Origin of the sequence: Flavobacterium potami (assembly GCF_020026915.1) — a bacterium.
In the GTDB taxonomy this organism is placed as follows: domain Bacteria; phylum Bacteroidota; class Bacteroidia; order Flavobacteriales; family Flavobacteriaceae; genus Flavobacterium; species Flavobacterium potami.
The window spans coordinates 296801-315035 of the sequence record NZ_JAINUY010000002.1; the positions used below are offsets into that span (position 1 = coordinate 296801).

The 18235-nt window shown below is 32.8% G+C and carries 16 protein-coding genes; 9 read left to right on the forward strand and 7 right to left on the reverse strand.

Going from position 1 to position 18235, the window contains the following annotated elements; genetic code table 11:
- The first annotated feature begins 24 nt into the window (after positions 1–24).
- The 5 genes from K6T82_RS07085 to K6T82_RS07105 all read left to right on the forward strand — a co-directional run bounded on the left by K6T82_RS07085 (position 25) and on the right by K6T82_RS07105 (position 5943).
- Positions 25–3465, forward strand: coding sequence for a methylmalonyl-CoA mutase family protein (locus tag K6T82_RS07085; protein ID WP_223705237.1), 3441 nt, complete (start codon positions 25–27; stop codon positions 3463–3465).
- A gap of 310 nt (positions 3466–3775) precedes the next feature.
- Entirely contained in the window at positions 3776–4321 is a 546-nt protein-coding gene (locus K6T82_RS07090) for a hypothetical protein (RefSeq protein WP_223705238.1), read from the forward strand.
- A 3-nt stretch (positions 4322–4324) separates the two neighbouring features.
- On the forward strand, positions 4325–4471 hold the full coding sequence (locus K6T82_RS07095; protein ID WP_223705239.1) for a hypothetical protein: 147 nt from the start codon (positions 4325–4327) through the stop codon (positions 4469–4471).
- Between the two features lie 181 nt (positions 4472–4652).
- The gene (locus K6T82_RS07100; protein WP_223705240.1) at positions 4653–5183 is read left to right on the forward strand and encodes a DUF6680 family protein; all 531 of its coding nucleotides are present in this window, start codon (positions 4653–4655) and stop codon (positions 5181–5183) included.
- Positions 5184–5532: 349 nt separating this feature from the next.
- Positions 5533–5943, forward strand: a complete 411-nt coding sequence (locus tag K6T82_RS07105; RefSeq protein WP_223705241.1) for a hypothetical protein — start codon at positions 5533–5535, stop codon at positions 5941–5943.
- Between the two features lie 49 nt (positions 5944–5992).
- On the opposite strand, the gene K6T82_RS07110 is transcribed toward K6T82_RS07105, so the two are convergent.
- The 4 genes from K6T82_RS07110 to K6T82_RS07125 form a co-directional block, all read right to left on the reverse strand.
- The gene (locus K6T82_RS07110) at positions 5993–6379 is read right to left on the reverse strand and encodes a secretion protein (protein ID WP_223705242.1); all 387 of its coding nucleotides are present in this window, start codon (positions 6377–6379) and stop codon (positions 5993–5995) included.
- A 384-nt stretch (positions 6380–6763) separates the two neighbouring features.
- Entirely contained in the window at positions 6764–7165 is a 402-nt protein-coding gene (locus K6T82_RS07115) for a T9SS type A sorting domain-containing protein (protein ID WP_223705243.1), read from the reverse strand.
- Between the two features lie 530 nt (positions 7166–7695).
- A complete protein-coding gene (locus K6T82_RS07120; RefSeq protein WP_223705244.1) occupies positions 7696–8100 on the reverse strand; it encodes a T9SS type A sorting domain-containing protein in 405 nt (134 codons plus the stop codon).
- A 607-nt stretch (positions 8101–8707) separates the two neighbouring features.
- The gene (locus K6T82_RS07125) at positions 8708–9073 is read right to left on the reverse strand and encodes a T9SS type A sorting domain-containing protein (protein WP_223705245.1); all 366 of its coding nucleotides are present in this window, start codon (positions 9071–9073) and stop codon (positions 8708–8710) included.
- A gap of 451 nt (positions 9074–9524) precedes the next feature.
- Here K6T82_RS07125 and K6T82_RS07130 point away from each other — a divergent pair, with 451 nt between their 5' ends.
- From K6T82_RS07130 to K6T82_RS07140, 3 genes are all read left to right on the forward strand, one after another.
- A complete protein-coding gene (locus K6T82_RS07130) occupies positions 9525–10397 on the forward strand; it encodes an AraC family transcriptional regulator (RefSeq protein ID WP_223705246.1) in 873 nt (290 codons plus the stop codon).
- A gap of 252 nt (positions 10398–10649) precedes the next feature.
- Positions 10650–11519, forward strand: a complete 870-nt coding sequence (locus K6T82_RS07135; protein WP_223705247.1) for an alpha/beta hydrolase — start codon at positions 10650–10652, stop codon at positions 11517–11519.
- A 90-nt stretch (positions 11520–11609) separates the two neighbouring features.
- A complete protein-coding gene (locus K6T82_RS07140; protein WP_223705248.1) occupies positions 11610–12134 on the forward strand; it encodes a hypothetical protein in 525 nt (174 codons plus the stop codon).
- Between the two features lie 62 nt (positions 12135–12196).
- Here the strand turns inward: K6T82_RS07140 and K6T82_RS07145 are convergent, their stop codons facing one another.
- From K6T82_RS07145 to K6T82_RS07155, 3 genes are all read right to left on the reverse strand, one after another.
- Positions 12197–13225, reverse strand: coding sequence for a hypothetical protein (locus K6T82_RS07145; protein WP_223705249.1), 1029 nt, complete (start codon positions 13223–13225; stop codon positions 12197–12199).
- Between the two features lie 170 nt (positions 13226–13395).
- Complete coding sequence (locus tag K6T82_RS07150; RefSeq protein ID WP_223705250.1) at positions 13396–14364, reverse strand: TerC family protein; 969 nt, start codon at positions 14362–14364, stop codon at positions 13396–13398.
- 190 nt (positions 14365–14554) lie between these two features.
- Positions 14555–15571: a glutamine synthetase beta-grasp domain-containing protein gene (locus K6T82_RS07155; protein WP_012024410.1), complete on the reverse strand. Its 1017-nt coding sequence runs from the start codon at positions 15569–15571 to the stop codon at positions 14555–14557.
- 429 nt (positions 15572–16000) lie between these two features.
- Here K6T82_RS07155 and K6T82_RS07160 point away from each other — a divergent pair, with 429 nt between their 5' ends.
- Positions 16001–18190, forward strand: coding sequence for a glutamine synthetase III family protein (locus K6T82_RS07160; RefSeq protein ID WP_223705251.1), 2190 nt, complete (start codon positions 16001–16003; stop codon positions 18188–18190).
- Positions 18191–18235: the final 45 nt, after the last annotated feature.

The following is an 18235-nucleotide window of genomic DNA, read 5'->3' on the forward strand; positions in this document are numbered from 1 at the left end:
CCGTAAAATTATCATATTCATAAAATGGAACAACAAATACCATATATTCCTAAAAATAAAGTAAGAATTGTTACTGCTGCTTCGCTTTTTGACGGACATGACGCTGCCATTAACATTATGCGTCGTATTATTCAGTCAACGGGAGTTGAGGTGATTCACTTAGGGCACGACAGAAGTGTTGAAGAAGTGGTAAACACCGCCATTCAAGAAGATGCAAACGCTATTGCGATGACTTCTTATCAAGGCGGGCACAACGAATACTTTAAATATATGTATGATTTGCTTCGCGAAAAAGGAGCAGGCCACATTAAAATCTTCGGCGGCGGAGGTGGAGTAATTCTGCCAAGCGAAATCGAAGAATTACACGAATATGGTATTACCAGAATTTATTCTCCAGACGACGGTCGTTCTTTAGGACTTCAAGGAATGATTAATGATTTGGTTCAAAGAGCCGATTTTCCTATTGGAGATAAATTGAACGGAGAAATTGATCACATCGAAAATAAAGTTCCAACGGCAATTGCACGTTTGATTTCGGCAGCAGAGAATTTCCCAGAAATAGCAAAATCGGCTTTTGATAAAATTCACGAAATAAATTCAACTTCTAAAATTCCAGTTTTAGGAATTACAGGAACGGGTGGTGCAGGAAAATCTTCTTTGGTAGATGAATTAGTTCGCCGTTTTTTAATTGATTTTCCAGAAAAAACAATCGGATTGGTTTCTGTTGATCCTTCAAAAAGAAAAACGGGAGGAGCGCTTTTAGGAGACAGAATCCGTATGAATGCGATTAATAATCCAAGAGTTTATATGCGTTCGCTGGCGACGCGTCAGTCGAATTTGGCTTTATCTAAATATGTAGCCGAAGCGATTCAGGTTTTGAAAGCCGCAAAATACGATTTGATTATTTTGGAAACTTCAGGAATCGGACAGTCTGATACCGAAATTATGGATCATTCAGACGTTTCTTTATATGTAATGACACCAGAATTTGGAGCGGCAACGCAATTGGAGAAAATCGACATGCTTGATTTTGCCGATTTAGTAGCTTTAAACAAATTTGATAAACGTGGCGCGCTTGATGCATTACGCGATGTAAAAAAACAATACCAGCGCAATCATAATCTTTGGGATAAAAATCCTGATGAAATGCCCGTTTTCGGAACTATTGCTTCGCAGTTTAACGATCCGGGAATGAATACGCTTTATAAAGCGATTATGGATAAAGTATCAGAAAAGACGAATTCTGACTTGAAATCGACTTTTGAAATCACTAAAGAAATGAGCGAGAAAATATTCGTGATTCCGCCAGGAAGAACACGTTATTTATCTGAAATTGCCGAGAATAATAGAACTTATGATGAAACGGCAATTGCACAGCAAAAAGTAGCTCAAAAATTATACGGAATTTTCAAAACGATAGAATCTGTTTCTGGAAAAATTCCTCAAATTACAAAAGCAGGAATCGAAGATTCAACCGTTTTACCAAGCGGAATCGCAGAACACGACGAAAACAGAATCTTCTTAAACCTATTACTAAATCAATTTGATAAAGTAAAAATGGATTTAGATCCGTACAATTGGGAAATTATCCTGAATTGGGCTGATAAAGTAGCGAAATACAAAAATCCAGTTTACAGTTTTAAGGTTCGTGATAAAGAAATTAAAATCGCAACACATTCTGAAAGTTTATCGCATTTGCAAATTCCAAAAATTGCTTTGCCTAAATATGAAGGTTGGGGCGATATTTTGCGTTGGAATTTACAGGAAAATGTTCCTGGAGAATTTCCTTTCGCTTCTGGATTGTATCCGTTTAAACGTGAAGGAGAAGATCCGTCGAGGATGTTTGCGGGCGAGGGCGGACCAGAAAGAACCAACAAACGTTTTCATTATGTAAGTGCGGGAATGCCTGCAAAACGTCTTTCTACGGCTTTTGATAGTGTGACTTTGTACGGAAACGATCCAGATTTGCGTCCGGATATTTACGGAAAAATTGGAAATGCGGGAGTTTCAATCTGCTGTTTGGATGATGCCAAAAAATTATATTCAGGTTTCGATTTGGTTCATGCTTTGACTTCGGTAAGTATGACGATCAACGGACCTGCGCCAATGCTTTTAGGTTTCTTTATGAATGCGGCAATCGATCAGCAATGTGAGATTTACATTAAAGAAAATGGTTTAGAAAAAGAAGTTGAAGCAAAAATCAACAAATTATATAAAGAAAAAGAAATCGAAAGACCGAAATATCAAGGCGAACTTCCAACAGGAAACAACGGTTTGGGATTAACGCTTTTGGGTGTTACGGGAGATCAGGTTTTGCCTTTGGAGGTTTATAACGAAATAAAAGTAAAAACCTTAGCTCAAGTTCGTGGAACGGTTCAGGCCGATATTTTAAAAGAAGATCAGGCGCAGAATACTTGTATTTTCTCAACTGAATTTGCGTTGCGATTAATGGGAGATGTTCAGGAATATTTTATTACTAAAAACGTTCGTAATTTCTATTCGGTTTCGATTTCAGGATATCATATTGCTGAGGCGGGAGCAAACCCAATTACGCAATTGGCGTTTACGCTTTCAAATGGTTTCACTTACGTGGAATATTATTTGAGCCGTGGCATGAACATCAACGATTTTGGGCCAAACTTATCGTTCTTCTTCTCCAACGGAGTAGATCCAGAATATTCAGTCATTGGTCGTGTGGCGCGTAAGATTTGGGCAAAAGCCATGAAATTGAAATACGGAGCCAACGAAAGAGCACAAATGTTGAAATATCATATTCAGACTTCTGGACGTTCGTTACACGCACAGGAAATTGATTTCAACGATATCAGAACGACTTTGCAAGCTTTGTATGCGATTTACGATAACTGTAATTCATTGCACACCAATGCTTACGACGAAGCCATTACAACGCCAACAGAAGAATCGGTACGTCGTGCGATGGCGATTCAGTTGATTATTAATAAAGAATTAGGTTTAGCGAAAAACGAAAACCCAATTCAAGGTTCGTTCATTATCGAAGAATTAACCGATTTAGTAGAAGAAGCCGTTTTACAAGAATTCGACCGAATTACTGAAAGAGGAGGCGTTCTAGGTGCAATGGAAACGATGTACCAGCGTTCTAAAATTCAGGAAGAAAGTTTGTATTACGAAACCTTAAAACACAACGGAGATTTCCCAATTGTGGGTGTAAATACTTTCTTGAGTTCAAAAGGATCACCAACTGTAATTCCGGCTGAGGTAATTCGTGCCACAGAAGAAGAAAAACAATACCAGATTACCATGCTGGACAACCTGCATAATTTCCACGAAGCAAAAGTAAACGAGCATTTAAGCCAGTTACAAGAAGCAGCAATTAAAAACGAAAACTTATTCGATTATTTAATGGAAGCTACAAAAGTTTGTTCTTTAGGTCAGATTACTGCGGCGTTGTTTGAAGTTGGTGGGCAGTATAGAAGGAATATGTAATTATTTGCTTTTTATAGATTTATAAAAGGGATTTAATTGGTTAACGACTAATTAAAATCCCTTTTTTTGTTAAAAATGGTATTTTGTCGAGAAAAAAAATCATTAGTCGAATATTTTTTCTATGTAAATATAAAAATATTAATTTTCTGAATAAAACATTAAAAGAGTTTAAAAATCAAATTAGAATATTAAGAATTTTATGGTAATATTATTTTTCAAATTATTACAAATTAGATTCCAAGCAATATTAGATAACACAATTAAGGAGCTTCAAGATTGCTTTAACTGTAAGCTTAAATGTATTTAATTTATGGCAGACGAAAATATTATTCAAGAAGTTGATCAAGGATGGATTGATTATAGAAATTCTGTTATTGAAAATAAAAGCAAAAGTCAAGATGATTTTGAAAAATATATTAACCTTTTGGCTTCAGGAGGAATTGTTCTTTCTGTAACTTTCTTAGAAAAAATTGTTTCTCTAGAAGAGGCAATATGTAAATCATTAATTATAATTGGAATGTATCTGATGGTTTTTACTTTGCTTTCTAATCTTTATTCACATTACAAATCAATCTTGGATTCTGATGCTACTATTAAAGATATTGATGAAAAAAAATTTAAAAAAATTTTTAAGAAAATTGAAAAAAGAAATAAAGTAATCAATGTTTTAAATATGATCTCTATTTGGTCATTAATAATTGGTGTTTTTTTATTAGTAACTTTTGCAACAATTAATATATATAATATGAGTGATAAACAGAAAACTATTCCTTCACCAAAACCGGCTACAGAAGAAAAAGGAAGAACAATAACTCCGCCAGCATTTAGACCCTCAAATACACCGCCTAAAAAATAAGTTATGAGTAAGAAAATAAGCAAAACTTTAAATGATTCAATGCAATCTGTTACAAAAGTTAGTATAGGTGATAAAATTACAGATGGAAGAACCATTCAAACACCTTCGAGTACATTAAAACCAATAATAAAACCCAAAGAAAAAAAATAAATTTTCTTAGTAGCTCAACTGTTCTACTTGTGAATAATTCTCAAAAAGGGTGGCTTGTAAAAGCTGGGAGGAATGGAAATTTATTAATAATGATAAAAAGCTTACAGATATAATTATGTTTTCTAATTAGTTTTGACAAAATGCTTTAATATATTGGAGCATTACTTAAATTTTTTTTGAGATGATTGGAGAGTTTTTAAAAAATTATGGAGAGTTGATTTCAATCACATTAATTCCATTTATAATTTGGATACTTGGAGCTTATTTCCAAGACAGAAAATCTAAAAAAGATGCAAAAATGAGTTTATTCTTAAAGTTAATGGCTACAAGAAAAGCTAATCCTATTAGTAAAGAATGGGTGGATAGTCTTAATCAGATTGATGTTGTATTTCAAGATAGTCCAAAAGTTCGGTTGGCATGGAGACAATTTTTTGATGCTCTTCATCCAAGATCAGCTCATTTTGATAGCCAAAACTCTTTTCATTTAGACTTATTATCTGAAATGGCGAATAATCTTGGCTATAAAGATTTAAAACAGACAGAAATTGATCGCTATTATAATCCTCAATTATTTGGAAATTTACAGAAAAGTCAAGATCTTATTGCGAGAGAAACTTTAAGAGTTTTATCAAATTCAAAAGCTTATGGGGTAGCATTCTCTCCAGAAGAATTTGATGCTCACACACAGCAATTGTATAGCTCAAATGATTAAAAAAATAGTTTAATTCTTTCACCGCTAGTGGGAGCATCCCATCCCCGTGGACACAAAGTTTATCCTCTCCAGTTTGTCATTTCGACCGAAGGGAGAAATCACATGAGTATTTCTACAAAGATTGACGATTTACATTGTCGATTCCCGAGTGTGATTTCTCCCTTCGGTCGAAATGACAATATTGCGGTTATTTCTCAACGGATTGTTATAAAAAGTTCCGAAGGAACGAATCATATTGTAGGGATGGATTTTAATCCATTCAACGCATAGTTTGTCGATTTTTTTGCGAAGATCCTTGATGACAAGATTGGGTATAATTAATGTAACTTTATGTCCTTATTAAAGAATCATGACAATCCAACAATATATAGAACAAATCAGCAATTCAAAAAATCTAGTTTTAGATCAAAATACTGATTTGGAAAATAACGTTGCTAAAATCGAAGGTTTAGAATTCCAGTTTGAAGATCTTTTTCAAAATCAAAACCTAAACTCAGCACTTCTTTCTAAAATAGAAAAAATGCTTAATCTAATTTTTATAAAAGAAGAATTAGAATTTAATGTTTGTTTTGCCAATAATGATGAGGTAAGACCGGAATACAAACAAAGTTTCAGATTACTAGATTTGTTGGATTATATTTATGCGTTTAAGTATTCTTCAAAATTTGCAACGACTCAAAAAATAATCCTTTCGCCAGAAGTTGAGGTTTTTTGGAAACTGGTAAAAATAGGTTCCGTTTTACGAAATGATATAAAATAAAAAAGCAGCTCCTGGTACGGGCTGCTTTTTCGTAATTCTTAGAAAAAAATTAACGACGGAAAGATGGACTCTGATTAACAGATTTATCCAATTTTACAGTCTTAACTTTTTTAGCAACAACTTTAATTTCGTGTTTCGCAACTTTGTCGTTTGCTTTCACTTCAAGAACGTAAGTTCCTGCAGGAAAATCTTCTAAACTAATTGTTTTAGAAACCTCTAAATTGTCTGCTGCAGCGTCTCCTGCATAAAGTAAGTTGTGATTCTCGTCAAAGATTGAGAAAGATGAATTTTGAACAGTGTCTAAAGTAAAGCTAACTACTTTTCCGTTTCCTGTCTTAATGTTTAATATATAGTCACCTTTTCCTTCAATGGCATAGGTAAACACAGTCGCTAAAAAAAAGGCAGCAACTAAACCAGCTTTGGTAAATTTTGTCATGTTTTTTTTTAATTGTTAATTACTAAATGTGGAACGCGTAAAACTACAAATACAAATTTAATTTTTAGCAAAAAATCAGCATTTTTAAATGCTTAACTTGTTGAATTGGAATTATTTCTGTGCTTTGTTTGAACTATGTACGGATTTAAAGGACTCACGGTTTTTTGTTTTTGAAAATTTTTTCGATTTTTTTTACCGCCTAAAAAACAACCGATTGAATTAATAAGAATATATTTTCAGAAACACTATTTTGTGTAAAATATACATTTAATATAAAAGAAAAAAACAGCTCCGTAACCAACAAAGAGCTGTTTCTTCAACAATAAAATTTCAAATTTTTAATTTTTTCTAACCTCATTTTTACACTATTATAGAAGTATAAAATTAACGAGCAGCGACATTCGAATTTTTTGCAAAACCAGATTTGTAAACCGAAGAAATTGCGTTTTTAGAAAGTAAAGCATTCTCTTTTATTGTAATCTCGTATTTTGCTCTTTTTACGTTGTCTTCTACTTCTAAGAAATAAGTTCCTTCTGGAAATTCTTCTAGACTGAAAGTTCTTAAAATTCCGTCTTTGCCTGTTGCATTTTCAGAATAAATAAGAGTTCCGTCTTTGTCATAAATTGCTAAGTTGGCTTTCTGTACTTTGTTAAGAGCGAAAGTGATCAATTTTCCATTAGTTTTCAATACGTGAAGGTTAAACTCCGACGTTCCATCAATTGCGTAAGTGCTAATTCCTGTGAAAAGCAACGCTACTACTAAACTCATTTTTGCAATCTTTTTCATGGGACTTGTTTTTTAAATTATTAGTTCTAATTCTCTGATGCTAAATTACTTATGTAATACGTGGAAATGCGCAACTGTATTTTCTTATTTCTATGCTATATTCTCATTTACGAAACCGTTATAGGTTAAAATGTAAATTATTTGTATCGTTTTCGTTAATTCAATGATTATTTTTTAAAGTTTTGATTGGTTTTAAGTTTGCGATGGGTTAAGGATTTCTTTACAAAATAGGGTGTGGATTTAACCGCAAAGTGCGCAAAGATTTACGCAAAGCACGCCAAGTTTCTTTTAAGTATATTCTATAAAAAAGTTCGCAAAGCTTATGGATAAAGCTTTGCGAACTTTGTGTTTATATATGTGAAGTAAGAAAAAAAACCTTGCGTTCTTTGCGTTAAAAATTGCGGTTAAATTAAACGCAAAAAAAAACAGCTCTATAACCACAAAGAGCTGTTTTTAAAACTTTAAAAGTTTTTAAACTTTACTAACTATCTAACCTCACTTTTTATACTGTATGAGAGTATAAAACTTTTTTAGCGTGTTGCCACACTTGTATTTTTAGCAAAACCTGGTTTGTAAACTGAAGAAATTGCGTTTTTAGATAAAACAGTTGCTTCGTCAGTTACTTTAATTTCATATTTTGCTTTTTTTGTATTGTCTTCAACTTCTAAGAAGTAAGTTCCTTCTGGAAATTCTTCTAAACTGAATGTTCTTAAAATACCATCTTTGCCAGAAGCAGTTTCAGAGTAAATCAAAGTTCCTTCATTATCATATATTGCTAAGTTGGCTTTTTGTGTTTGGTTAAGACCGAACGTGATCAATTTACCATTAGCTTTCAACACGTGAAGATTAAACTCCGACGTTCCATCAATTGCGTAAGTGCTAATTCCTGTGAAAAGCAACGCTACTACTAAACTCATTTTTGCAATCTTTTTCATGGGACTTGATTTTTAAATTAATAGTTCTAATTCTCTGATGCTAAATTACTTCAGTTGTCAGAATAATTTATATTCTATTTTTTCCTATTTCGATGCTATATTCTCATTTACGAAACCGTTATAGGTTAAAATTTGAATTATTTTTATCGTTTTTGCTAAAACGCCTATTATTTTTCAACGTTTTTGTTAGTTTTTAATTTACAATGAAGTAAAGATTTCTTTAAAAATTGTAGGAATAGTTTAATTGAAAGTTACTAAGATTCTGAGATCCTAAGATTCTAAGTTTTTTCTTTTGCAGAATTACATAAAGTGGGGTAATTGTAGTGTGCTTCAAATTTTGTTTTACAAGAATAAGTCTTTAAAAAACCGATGTCTTTAATTTATTAAGTCTCTGATGCCTAAAAAAACTTAGAATCTTAGTGTCTTAGAATCTCAGAATCTTAAAAAAAAGTATAGAGCAAAAAAAAACAGCTCAGTAACCACAAAGAGCTGTTTTTAAAACTTTTGAAAGTTTTTAACTTACTAACTATCTAACCTCACTTTTTATACTGTATTAGAGTATAAAATTTTTAAGTGCCGTGAAGTAACACTTAACTTTAATATTTTCTTAGTAAACTGAAGAAACTCCTTTTGAAGACAAAACTGAGTTTTTAGAATCTACTGTGATATCGTATTTTACTTTTTTGTAATTATCAGCAACTTCTAAGAAATATTTTCCTTGTGGAAATTCTTCTAAACTGAAAGTTCTTAAAATTCCTTCTTTACCAGAAGCGTTTTCAGTATATAATAAAGTACCATTAGTATCATAGATGCTGATAGTAGCTTTTTGAAGTTGATTAATTCCAAAAGCAATAACCTTGCCATTTCCTTTTAATACATGAAGATTTAATGCCTCATTACCATCAATTGCATAAGTACTCATTCCTGTTAGAAGTACTGCAACTACTAAACTTAATTTCATTATCTTTTTCATATTCTGTAGTATTAATTTTTTTAGTTCATTTCTCTGAGGCAAAGTTATAGCAGCATGTGTGTTATTTTAACAACTGTATTTTCCAATTTATATGCTATATTCTCATTTACGAAACCGTTATAGGTTAAAATTTGCGTTTAATGTTATGTTTCTGTTAATTTGGTTGTTATTTTTCAAAGTTTATTCAAAATTTGATTCTTCCTAAAATTTCCTTCTTTCCTACAAAAAATACTATATTGGTATAAAATCAGGTCTTAAAATATGATTTCTCAAAAAAAAATCCGAAGAAAAAAACGAGACCCTAAAAAAAAGTGCATTTTGATGTAAAATCAGCAATGGAAAATATTGGTTTTTTATGCAAAATTCTCATTTGCGAAACCGTTATAGGTTAAAATTTGATTTTTTTTAGGCTTTTTTGTTAATTTTGCTATTATTTTTTAAAGGAATTATCATGAAGACAATAGCCCCAGCTCTTGAAGTGATAACTAACTCATACGGAAGTTCTTTTACTTACGCCAAACACGCCGAGAAGACCAATAGTAAAGCTCATTTATGGCATTATCATCCTGAAATTGAGTTGGTTTATATAAATGGTGGGGCGGGGAAGAGACAAATAGGAAGCCATGTTTCTTATTATACCAATGGTAGTTTACTTTTAATAGGAGCTAATTTGCCGCATTGCGGTTTTACAAATGAACAAACAGGAAATACAACAGAAACGGTTGTTCATATAAAACCTGAATTTTTGGGAAGCGATTTTTTAGCCGCTCCAGAAATGAGGAAAATCCAAAATATTCTGAATCAGGCCAAAGGCGGAATTGCTTTTGGTGGTGAAACAAAGAAACGTTTGGGAAATAGAATTGAAATGATGGAGAACGAACCTCCGTTTCAACGTCTGATGACGCTTTTGAGTGTTTTGGACGAATTGGAATCGGCTGAGGATTATACCATCTTAAATGCGGATGGATTCTCATTAGAATTGCAAACTCAAGATAACGATCGTATTAATGTTGTTTTTAATTTTGTGAAGGATCATTTTCAGGAATCTATTTCGATAGACGAGGTTTCGAGTCTGGTAAGTATGACAACGCCTTCGTTCTGTCGTTATTTTAAAAAGATTTCTAATAAAACATTTACAGAATTTGTAAATGAATACCGTTTGGTGCACGCTTCAAAACTTTTGGCAGAACAGCCAATGAGTATTAACGAGGTTTGTTACGAAAGTGGTTTTAATAATTTCAGTCACTTTAGTAAATCGTTCAAACAATATACAGGTAAAAGCGCTTCGCAATACCGTCACGAACATAAGATTATAATTAGCTAGTTTTTTGTTTTGCCACGAATTTCACGAATTGGCACGAATTAAATTTTATAATTTGTAAAAAGGATATCTAATCCGATCAGTTTAAAACTGGTCGGATTTTTTTATTTAGTGATTGTTTTTATTTTGCTTTTAAGTAAAATTAATTAGTGAAAATTTGTGTAATTCGTGGCATCAATAACGGGTGAGATTTTTCATATGTTCTATTCTGAAAAAAGTTATATTTACAATCCCTAATCAGAAAAAAAGAATACAATGAAAAAAATCAAAATGTTGTTATCTGCATTTTTGCTTTGTCTTACCACCATGACATACGCAGCAAAAGTAGATACTTTGCAAGTTGCGAGTGCCGCTATGGGAAAAACCTACAAAGCAGCGGTAGTTTTACCAAATTCTTATGCTAAAAGCAAAACGACTTTTCCGGTAATGTATTTGTTACATGGTGCGTACGGGCATTTTAGCGATTGGCTTAAAAATACGCCGAACAAAAAACTGGTACACAATCTTGCAGATCAATACAATATGATTATCGTAATGCCGGAAGGAGAAACATTTAGTTTTTATTTGGATAGTCCGGTAAATAAAGAAAGTCAGTTTGAGACTTTTATTACACAAGAAGTCATTCAAAAAGTAGACAAGACATATAAGACAATTGCAAATAGAAACGGAAGAGTAATTACAGGGCTTTCAATGGGCGGACATGGGGCTTTGTATTTATCGGCCAGACATCCTGATTTGTTCTGTGCTGCAGGAAGTATGAGTGGTGCTGTAGATATGAGTACAATGCTCAATAGAGATTCTTCTGCTCAAATTGTCAAATTAATGCAGCCTGTTTTTGGAGATAAAAGCGGTAATACAGAATTGTACGAACAGAATTCTGTTCTAAGAATGGCTGATAAAATCAAATCGAATAAACTCCCTTTGGTTATTGATTGTGGTGTAGATGATTTTTTAATTGAACCGAATCGAGAATTACATAGAAGATTAGTATATAATAAGGTAGATCACGATTATACCGAGCGTCCAGGTGCTCACACTTGGGATTATTGGGAAAATTCATTGCCCTATCACGCACTATTTTTTAGTAAAATACTAACTAAGAATCAGCTTACTGCAAAAAAATAAAGGCATTTTTATTGCAAAATAAGCCAAATCACTTTTTTTGGTTTAATTTTTGGAATACCTTTATAGTATAATCCTTAAAAAAAAATAATTATGAAAAAGATACTTACACTATTCGCTGTTGTTGGAATGATGGCGTTTTCGAGTTGTTCGAGTGATAATAATGATAATGTTGATTATGATACGATAGCAACAGTTTATGAAAATGTAGCTCCTAATTATTATAACTTTAATCCAAGTTCTGATCCGCTTAAAAATTTTAGAGTTAGTTTTGTTTTTCCACAACGAATTTTTGATTCAGATGTGGTCTTAGTGTATCGATATGCAGGTGTAGATAGTGGTAGAGATGTTTGGGAGTTTTTGCCTGAAACTCATTACTTTGATGATGGCACTAGAAACTTTTCTTATGATTTTACATTCAGTGATTCTTTTGTAGATATTTATTTAAATGGTAATAATCTTACTGATCCCGAACTTAATGCTTTTAGATTTAATCAGATTTTTAGAATTGTTGTAGTTCCTGCTGATTTTGCTAAATCTGTTAATAAAAGTAATTACCTAGAGGTGATGAAAGCAGCTAATTTAACTGAAAGTCAAGTGCAAAAAATAAAACTTTAATATTTTTGATAAAGATATAAAAAAAAGGAAATCTTTCGATTTCCTTTTTTTATAACTAAAAATTATCGACGACCACCACCGCCTTCGTTAGTTTTAATTTCAAAATTAATACTTGGGTCAAATGGTTTTTCTGTTATTTTTATAAGTGGTAAAACCATAGTGTAATTGTTTTTTGGAATTACACCGGTGTTTGCTCCACGACCCGCAGGATGTAGAGATATTAGTAGAGCATTTTTGTTATCCATCGGTGAAAAGTAGAAAGATATATCTTTTGTTGTTGCTGCAATTGTGTTTGGTGAATATGTTCTTGTATAGTTATCGTTACTGTAAAGTCCAATCCCGCTGTATCTACCTATATCGTTTAACGATGTTCCTTCGCAAGCATCTTCCCTTGTTTCTCTCAAGTTTGGCAAAGTTATGATGCCGTCATCTTTTAATTGTATATGCAATATAGGAAAAGCACTACTGTGTGTTTTTTCTGTCAAATATCGATTGTCATAAAATGTGGTTCTAATTGTTATTTCATAGGTTTTGTTCTTACTGAATGGGTATTCTATTGACATTGCAGAAGCTTTTAAATCATCTATACTTCGTGTTGTGCCTTTTTCGTCGGTTCTTTTTAATTCTTTATTGCTTGCTTGTAGTATTAAGCAATTGTAATAATAGTTATGATGTGGTTTGCCATAGCCTCTAATTAGATGTTCATTTGTGGCCTCGTTATAAGGATAGGGATTGTAGCCGTATACGCCACGATTTGGATAATACGTTCCAGATGAATTTGAATAAATATCAACCGTGCAACCGCTATTGGTATTGGGGGCTATTCCGTATGAAAAGTCAAAAATGAAAGTTCCATCCGATGACTTATTGGTTGATTTATTATTAACTGTTTTTTCAGGAATATCATATATAAATATAGGCTCTTTGGGCTTTGACCCATCAGTAATTTCGGCTTCATATACAATGTCTCCATTTATAATATAAGTTTGAGTCGGATTATTGAGGGTTTGATTTTTTGATGGTATTTCATCTTTGCTGTCGCATCCTGTAAAAAGGAAAGGGGCTAATAAATAAAAACAGATCTTTTTCATAATATATTTTGTTTAAAGGTTTATAATGAGATAAATATATTTAAAATAAAGAATAATCTTGCTTTTTAAATGTTAAAAATGTAGGTTTTTATTTACTATATTTAAGATTGTTTAAATAAAAAAAGGAAATCTTTACGATTTCCTCTTCTTTTATCTGTATTTTTTAGTGATTATTCTTTGTCAGAATCCGTCAACACTTTTTCTTCTCCAAACTTCAAAGAAACCAAAACTCCAACTAAAAGAGATAAAGCGATAAATCCTAAAGAAGCCCATTCTGGAACTTCGATATAATCGTGAAGTAGCATTTTTAATCCTACGAAAGCTAAAATCGCTACCAAGCTGTATTCCAAATAACTGAATTTTGCCAGCATATTTGCTAGGAAAAAATACATAGAACGTAATCCTAAAATAGCGAATATATTAGAACTGAATACTAAAAAAGGATCTTTTGTAATGGCTAAGATGGCAGGAACGCTATCTACTGCAAACAATACATCCATAACTTCGATTACAATTAAAGCTACAAATAATGGTGTTGCGGCTTTCTTTGCAGTATTGGTTGAGATAAAGAATTTTTCGCCATCCATTTCTGAAGTAATCGGGATTACTTTTCCTAATGTTTTGTATACAAAAGAGTCTTTCGGGTGAAAATCTTCATCTTCTCCAGAAAAAAGCATTTTTGCCGCTGTAAAAAGCAAGAACAATCCGAATACGTAAGTAGTCCAGGTAAATTTGCTAATTAACATTACTCCAAAGAAAATCATTAAACCACGGAAAACAATGGCTCCAAGGATTCCCCAGAATAAAACGCGGTGTTGATATTTTTGAGGAATTTTAAATGAAGCAAAAATGATGGCAATAACAAATATGTTATCTACACTTAACGAAAGTTCAATTAAATAACCTGTTATAAACTTCATCGCAGCAACTGCAGGTTTTAGTTTGTCAGGATTATCAATATAATCTGTTGTATAAAGCCAATAGATTACTCCCGAAAATAAAAAAGATAAAGTAACCCAAATCAGGGTCCATTTACTGGCTTCTTTAGTGCTGATAATATGCGGTGTTTTGTTGAAGACTCCTAAGTCTAAAGCAAGAATAAAAATTACAGCAAGTAAGAAAAGGGACCAGACTATCATAATGATTTTGTTTAAATGATTTACAAAGATAAGTTTTGAAGTTTAACTTAAAAATTAAATTTAGTACTAAAATTAAGTAATATTTGTTATTTGTAAAATGTTAAGTGTTATAAAGTTATAGGCTTTCATGAACAAAAAAAAGTGCCAACAAATAAATGTGGCACTTTTAGAATATAATGTAAGCTTTGAATTATAGCGCTGATTTAACAGTTTTGATAATTCTAGCAGCAATTTTGTATGGGTCTCCGTTTGAAGCTGGTCTTCTGTCTTCCAACCATCCTTTCCATCCTTTTTGAACTGTCATCAAAGGAATTCTGATAGAACATCCTCTGTCAGAAACTCCATAAGAGAAATCGTGGATAGAAGCAGTTTCGTGCTTACCAGTTAAACGTTGGTCGTTGTAAGCTCCGTAAACAGCAATGTGCTCAGCAGTTACAGGACGGAAAGCCTCGCAAATTCTTTCGTAAGTTGCTTGGTCTCCACACGTTCTTAATACTTCGTTAGAGAAGTTAGCGTGCATTCCAGAACCATTCCAGTCTGTATCTCCTAGAGGTTTTGGGTGATATTCGATATAGTAACCATATTTCTCAGTCAAACGATCTAATAGGTAACGAGCAACCCAGATTTCGTCTCCAGCTTTTTTAGCACCTTTAGCGAATAATTGGAATTCCCATTGTCCACAAGCAACCTCTTGATTGATTCCTTCGAAGTTGATACCAGCAGCGATACATAAATCAGCATGCTCTTCAACTAATTTTCTTCCGTGTGTGTTTTTTCCACCTACTGAACAGTAGTACATCCCTTGTGGAGCAGGGTATCCTCCAACTGGGAAACCAAGTGGAAGTTGAGTTTTAGTATCCATGATGAAATACTCTTGTTCGAAACCAAACCAAAAATCGTCATTATCATCATCAATTGTAGCTCTACCGTTAGAAGGGTGTGGAGTTCCGTCAGCATACATAACTTCTGACATTACCAACCATCCGTTGATACGAGTTGGATCTGGATAAATTGCAACAGGTACTAAAAGACAGTCAGAAGAACCACCTTCAGCTTGTTTAGTTGACGAACCATCAAATGACCAGTTTCCAAGTTCTTCTAATGTTCCTTTGAAGTTTTCGTGCTCTTCAACTTTAGTTTTACTTCTAAGATTTTGAGTTGGTTCATATCCATCTAACCAAATGTACTCTAACTTAATTTTAGCCATAATAATATAAATTAATTTTTTTGTTTTTTTTCGTTGGGTCAAATATAGATTTATTTTTTTAGTCCTAAAAATTAGGGGGCTATTTTGTTGAGTGAACTATAATTTTTTGGATAAGCGCAATTTTGGGAGGGGTATATTTTAAAAAAAGCAATTTTATTAACCTTAAAAAAATAAATTCGTAATAATTACGGCAGTTTTTTGAGTTCTTGAGTTAAGAAATTATGAAAAAATGTTTATTTAATCAATATAACCGTACAGTTTTGTTATATTTCTGCGGATTGAATTCATTATTCTTTGAAAAAAGCATTTTATGTTGAGAAATTGTAGTTCAAAAATCTAAAAATTATATTCCAAACAGGCTTAATTATTGTTTATCTTTGTTCCTCATTTTTTTAATGAAAATTAGTACGAATTTAAAATATATAACCAATGTCAACATTACGTTTCCAAGCTTTACGAGAAGCTTCAAACAGAAAGCCTGTGCATTTTGAAGAAATAGACAGAAAATCAAATCTCTTCGGGGCAAATGTATTTAATGAAAAAGCAATGAAGCAGTATTTAACTTCAGATGCTTTAAAAGGAGTAAGAGATGCAATCCAGCACGGAACTAAAATTGACAGGAAACTGGCAGATTATATTGCGATGGGAATGAAAGAATGGGCGTTGGCCAAAGGTGTTACGCATTATACACACTGGTTTCAGCCTCTTACAGGAACAACTGCAGAAAAGCACGATGCTTTTTTTGATATGTCTTATGATGGAAGCGATACCGTAGAGAAATTCGGCGGTGCACAATTGGTACAACAAGAACCAGATGCATCAAGTTTCCCGAACGGTGGAATCAGAAATACATTTGAAGCGAGAGGTTACACAGCTTGGGATCCAACTTCTCCAGCCTTTATATATGGTACAACCTTATGTATTCCAACTGTATTTATTGCGTACACGGGTGAAGCTTTAGATAATAAAATACCTTTATTAAGAGCATTATCTGCTATTGATGAAGCGGCGACAGAAGTCTGTAGATATTTTGACAAAAACGTAAAGAAAGTTACGGCTACTTTGGGTTGGGAGCAAGAGTATTTTTTAATTGATAAAGCGTTAGCGAATTCACGTCCTGACTTAATGATGACAGGAAGAACCTTATTAGGACACACTTCTGCAAAAGGACAACAGTTAGACGATCATTATTTTGGATCTATCCCAACCAGAGCTCTTACTTATATGAGAGATTTGGAGCAGGAATGTATGTTGTTAGGTATTCCGGTAAAAACACGTCATAATGAGGTAGCGCCAAATCAGTTTGAATTAGCGCCAATTTTTGAAGAAACTAATTTAGCGGTTGATCATAACTCTTTATTAATGGATGTGATGCAGAGAGTGGCAGAGCGTCATGACTTTAAAGTGTTATTTCACGAAAAGCCATTTAAAGGTGTAAACGGTTCTGGAAAGCACAACAACTGGTCGTTGGCTACAGATACAGGTGTAAACTTGTTAAGTCCGAGTAAAACGCCAATGAGTAATTTGCAGTTTTTGACATTCTTTATTAATACGATAAAAGCGGTAAACGATAACGAAACTTTATTAAGAGCATCTATTGCAACGGCAAGTAACGATCATAGGTTAGGTGCAAATGAGGCGCCACCAGCAATTATGTCTGTTTTCATTGGAGCACAATTAACAAAAGTTTTATCTGAGTTGGAAAGTGTTACAACTGGAAAGCTTTCGCCAGAAGAAAAAACAGATTTGAAATTGAACGTGGTCGGAAAAATTCCAGACGTATTATTGGATAATACAGACAGAAATAGAACTTCTCCTTTTGCTTTTACAGGAAACAAATGGGAATTTAGAGCGGTGGGTTCAAATTCTAACTGTTCAAATGCTATGACAACCTTAAATGCAATTGTGGCCAAACAGCTAATTGACTTTAAAAATGAAGTAGAGAACTTGATCGATTCTAAAGACATGAAAAAAGATGATGCGATCTTTAATGTTTTAAGAGAATACATCAAACAATCTAAAAAAATCCTTTTTGAAGGTGATGGTTATAGCGAAGCATGGGAAAAAGAAGCTGCAAAAAGAGGGTTGAGCAACTTTAAAACTACTCCGGAAGCTATTAAAGCAAAAGTTTCAAAACAAGCTTTAGATTTATTTGCTGAACTTGGAATCTTTAATCATGTTGAAGCAGAAGCACGTTACGAAATTGAATTAGAAGAATATACAAAGAAAATCCAGATTGAAGGAAGAGTTTTGGGCGATATTGCAAGAAACCACGTAATTCCGACTGCAATTCGCTATCAGAATACTTTGATTGAAAATGTAAAAGGTTTAAAAGAAATCTTTGGAAAAGAATTTGAAACCATTGCAAAAGAGCAAATTACTTTGATTAAAGAAATTTCAGGTCATATTGAAGGAATTAATTCTAAAGTACTGGCAATGACTAACGAAAGAAAAAAAGCCAATCAATTGACTGATGCCCAAAAAATGGCAGAAGCGTATTGTAATAAAGTAAAACCTTATTTTGATGAAATTCGTAATCACTGTGATAAATTAGAATTATTAGTAGATGACGAAAGTTGGACATTAACTAAATACAGAGAATTGCTTTTTACAAAATAAAGTAAATAAAACTGTTAAAGCCTGTTTTTTAAAACAGGCTTTTTT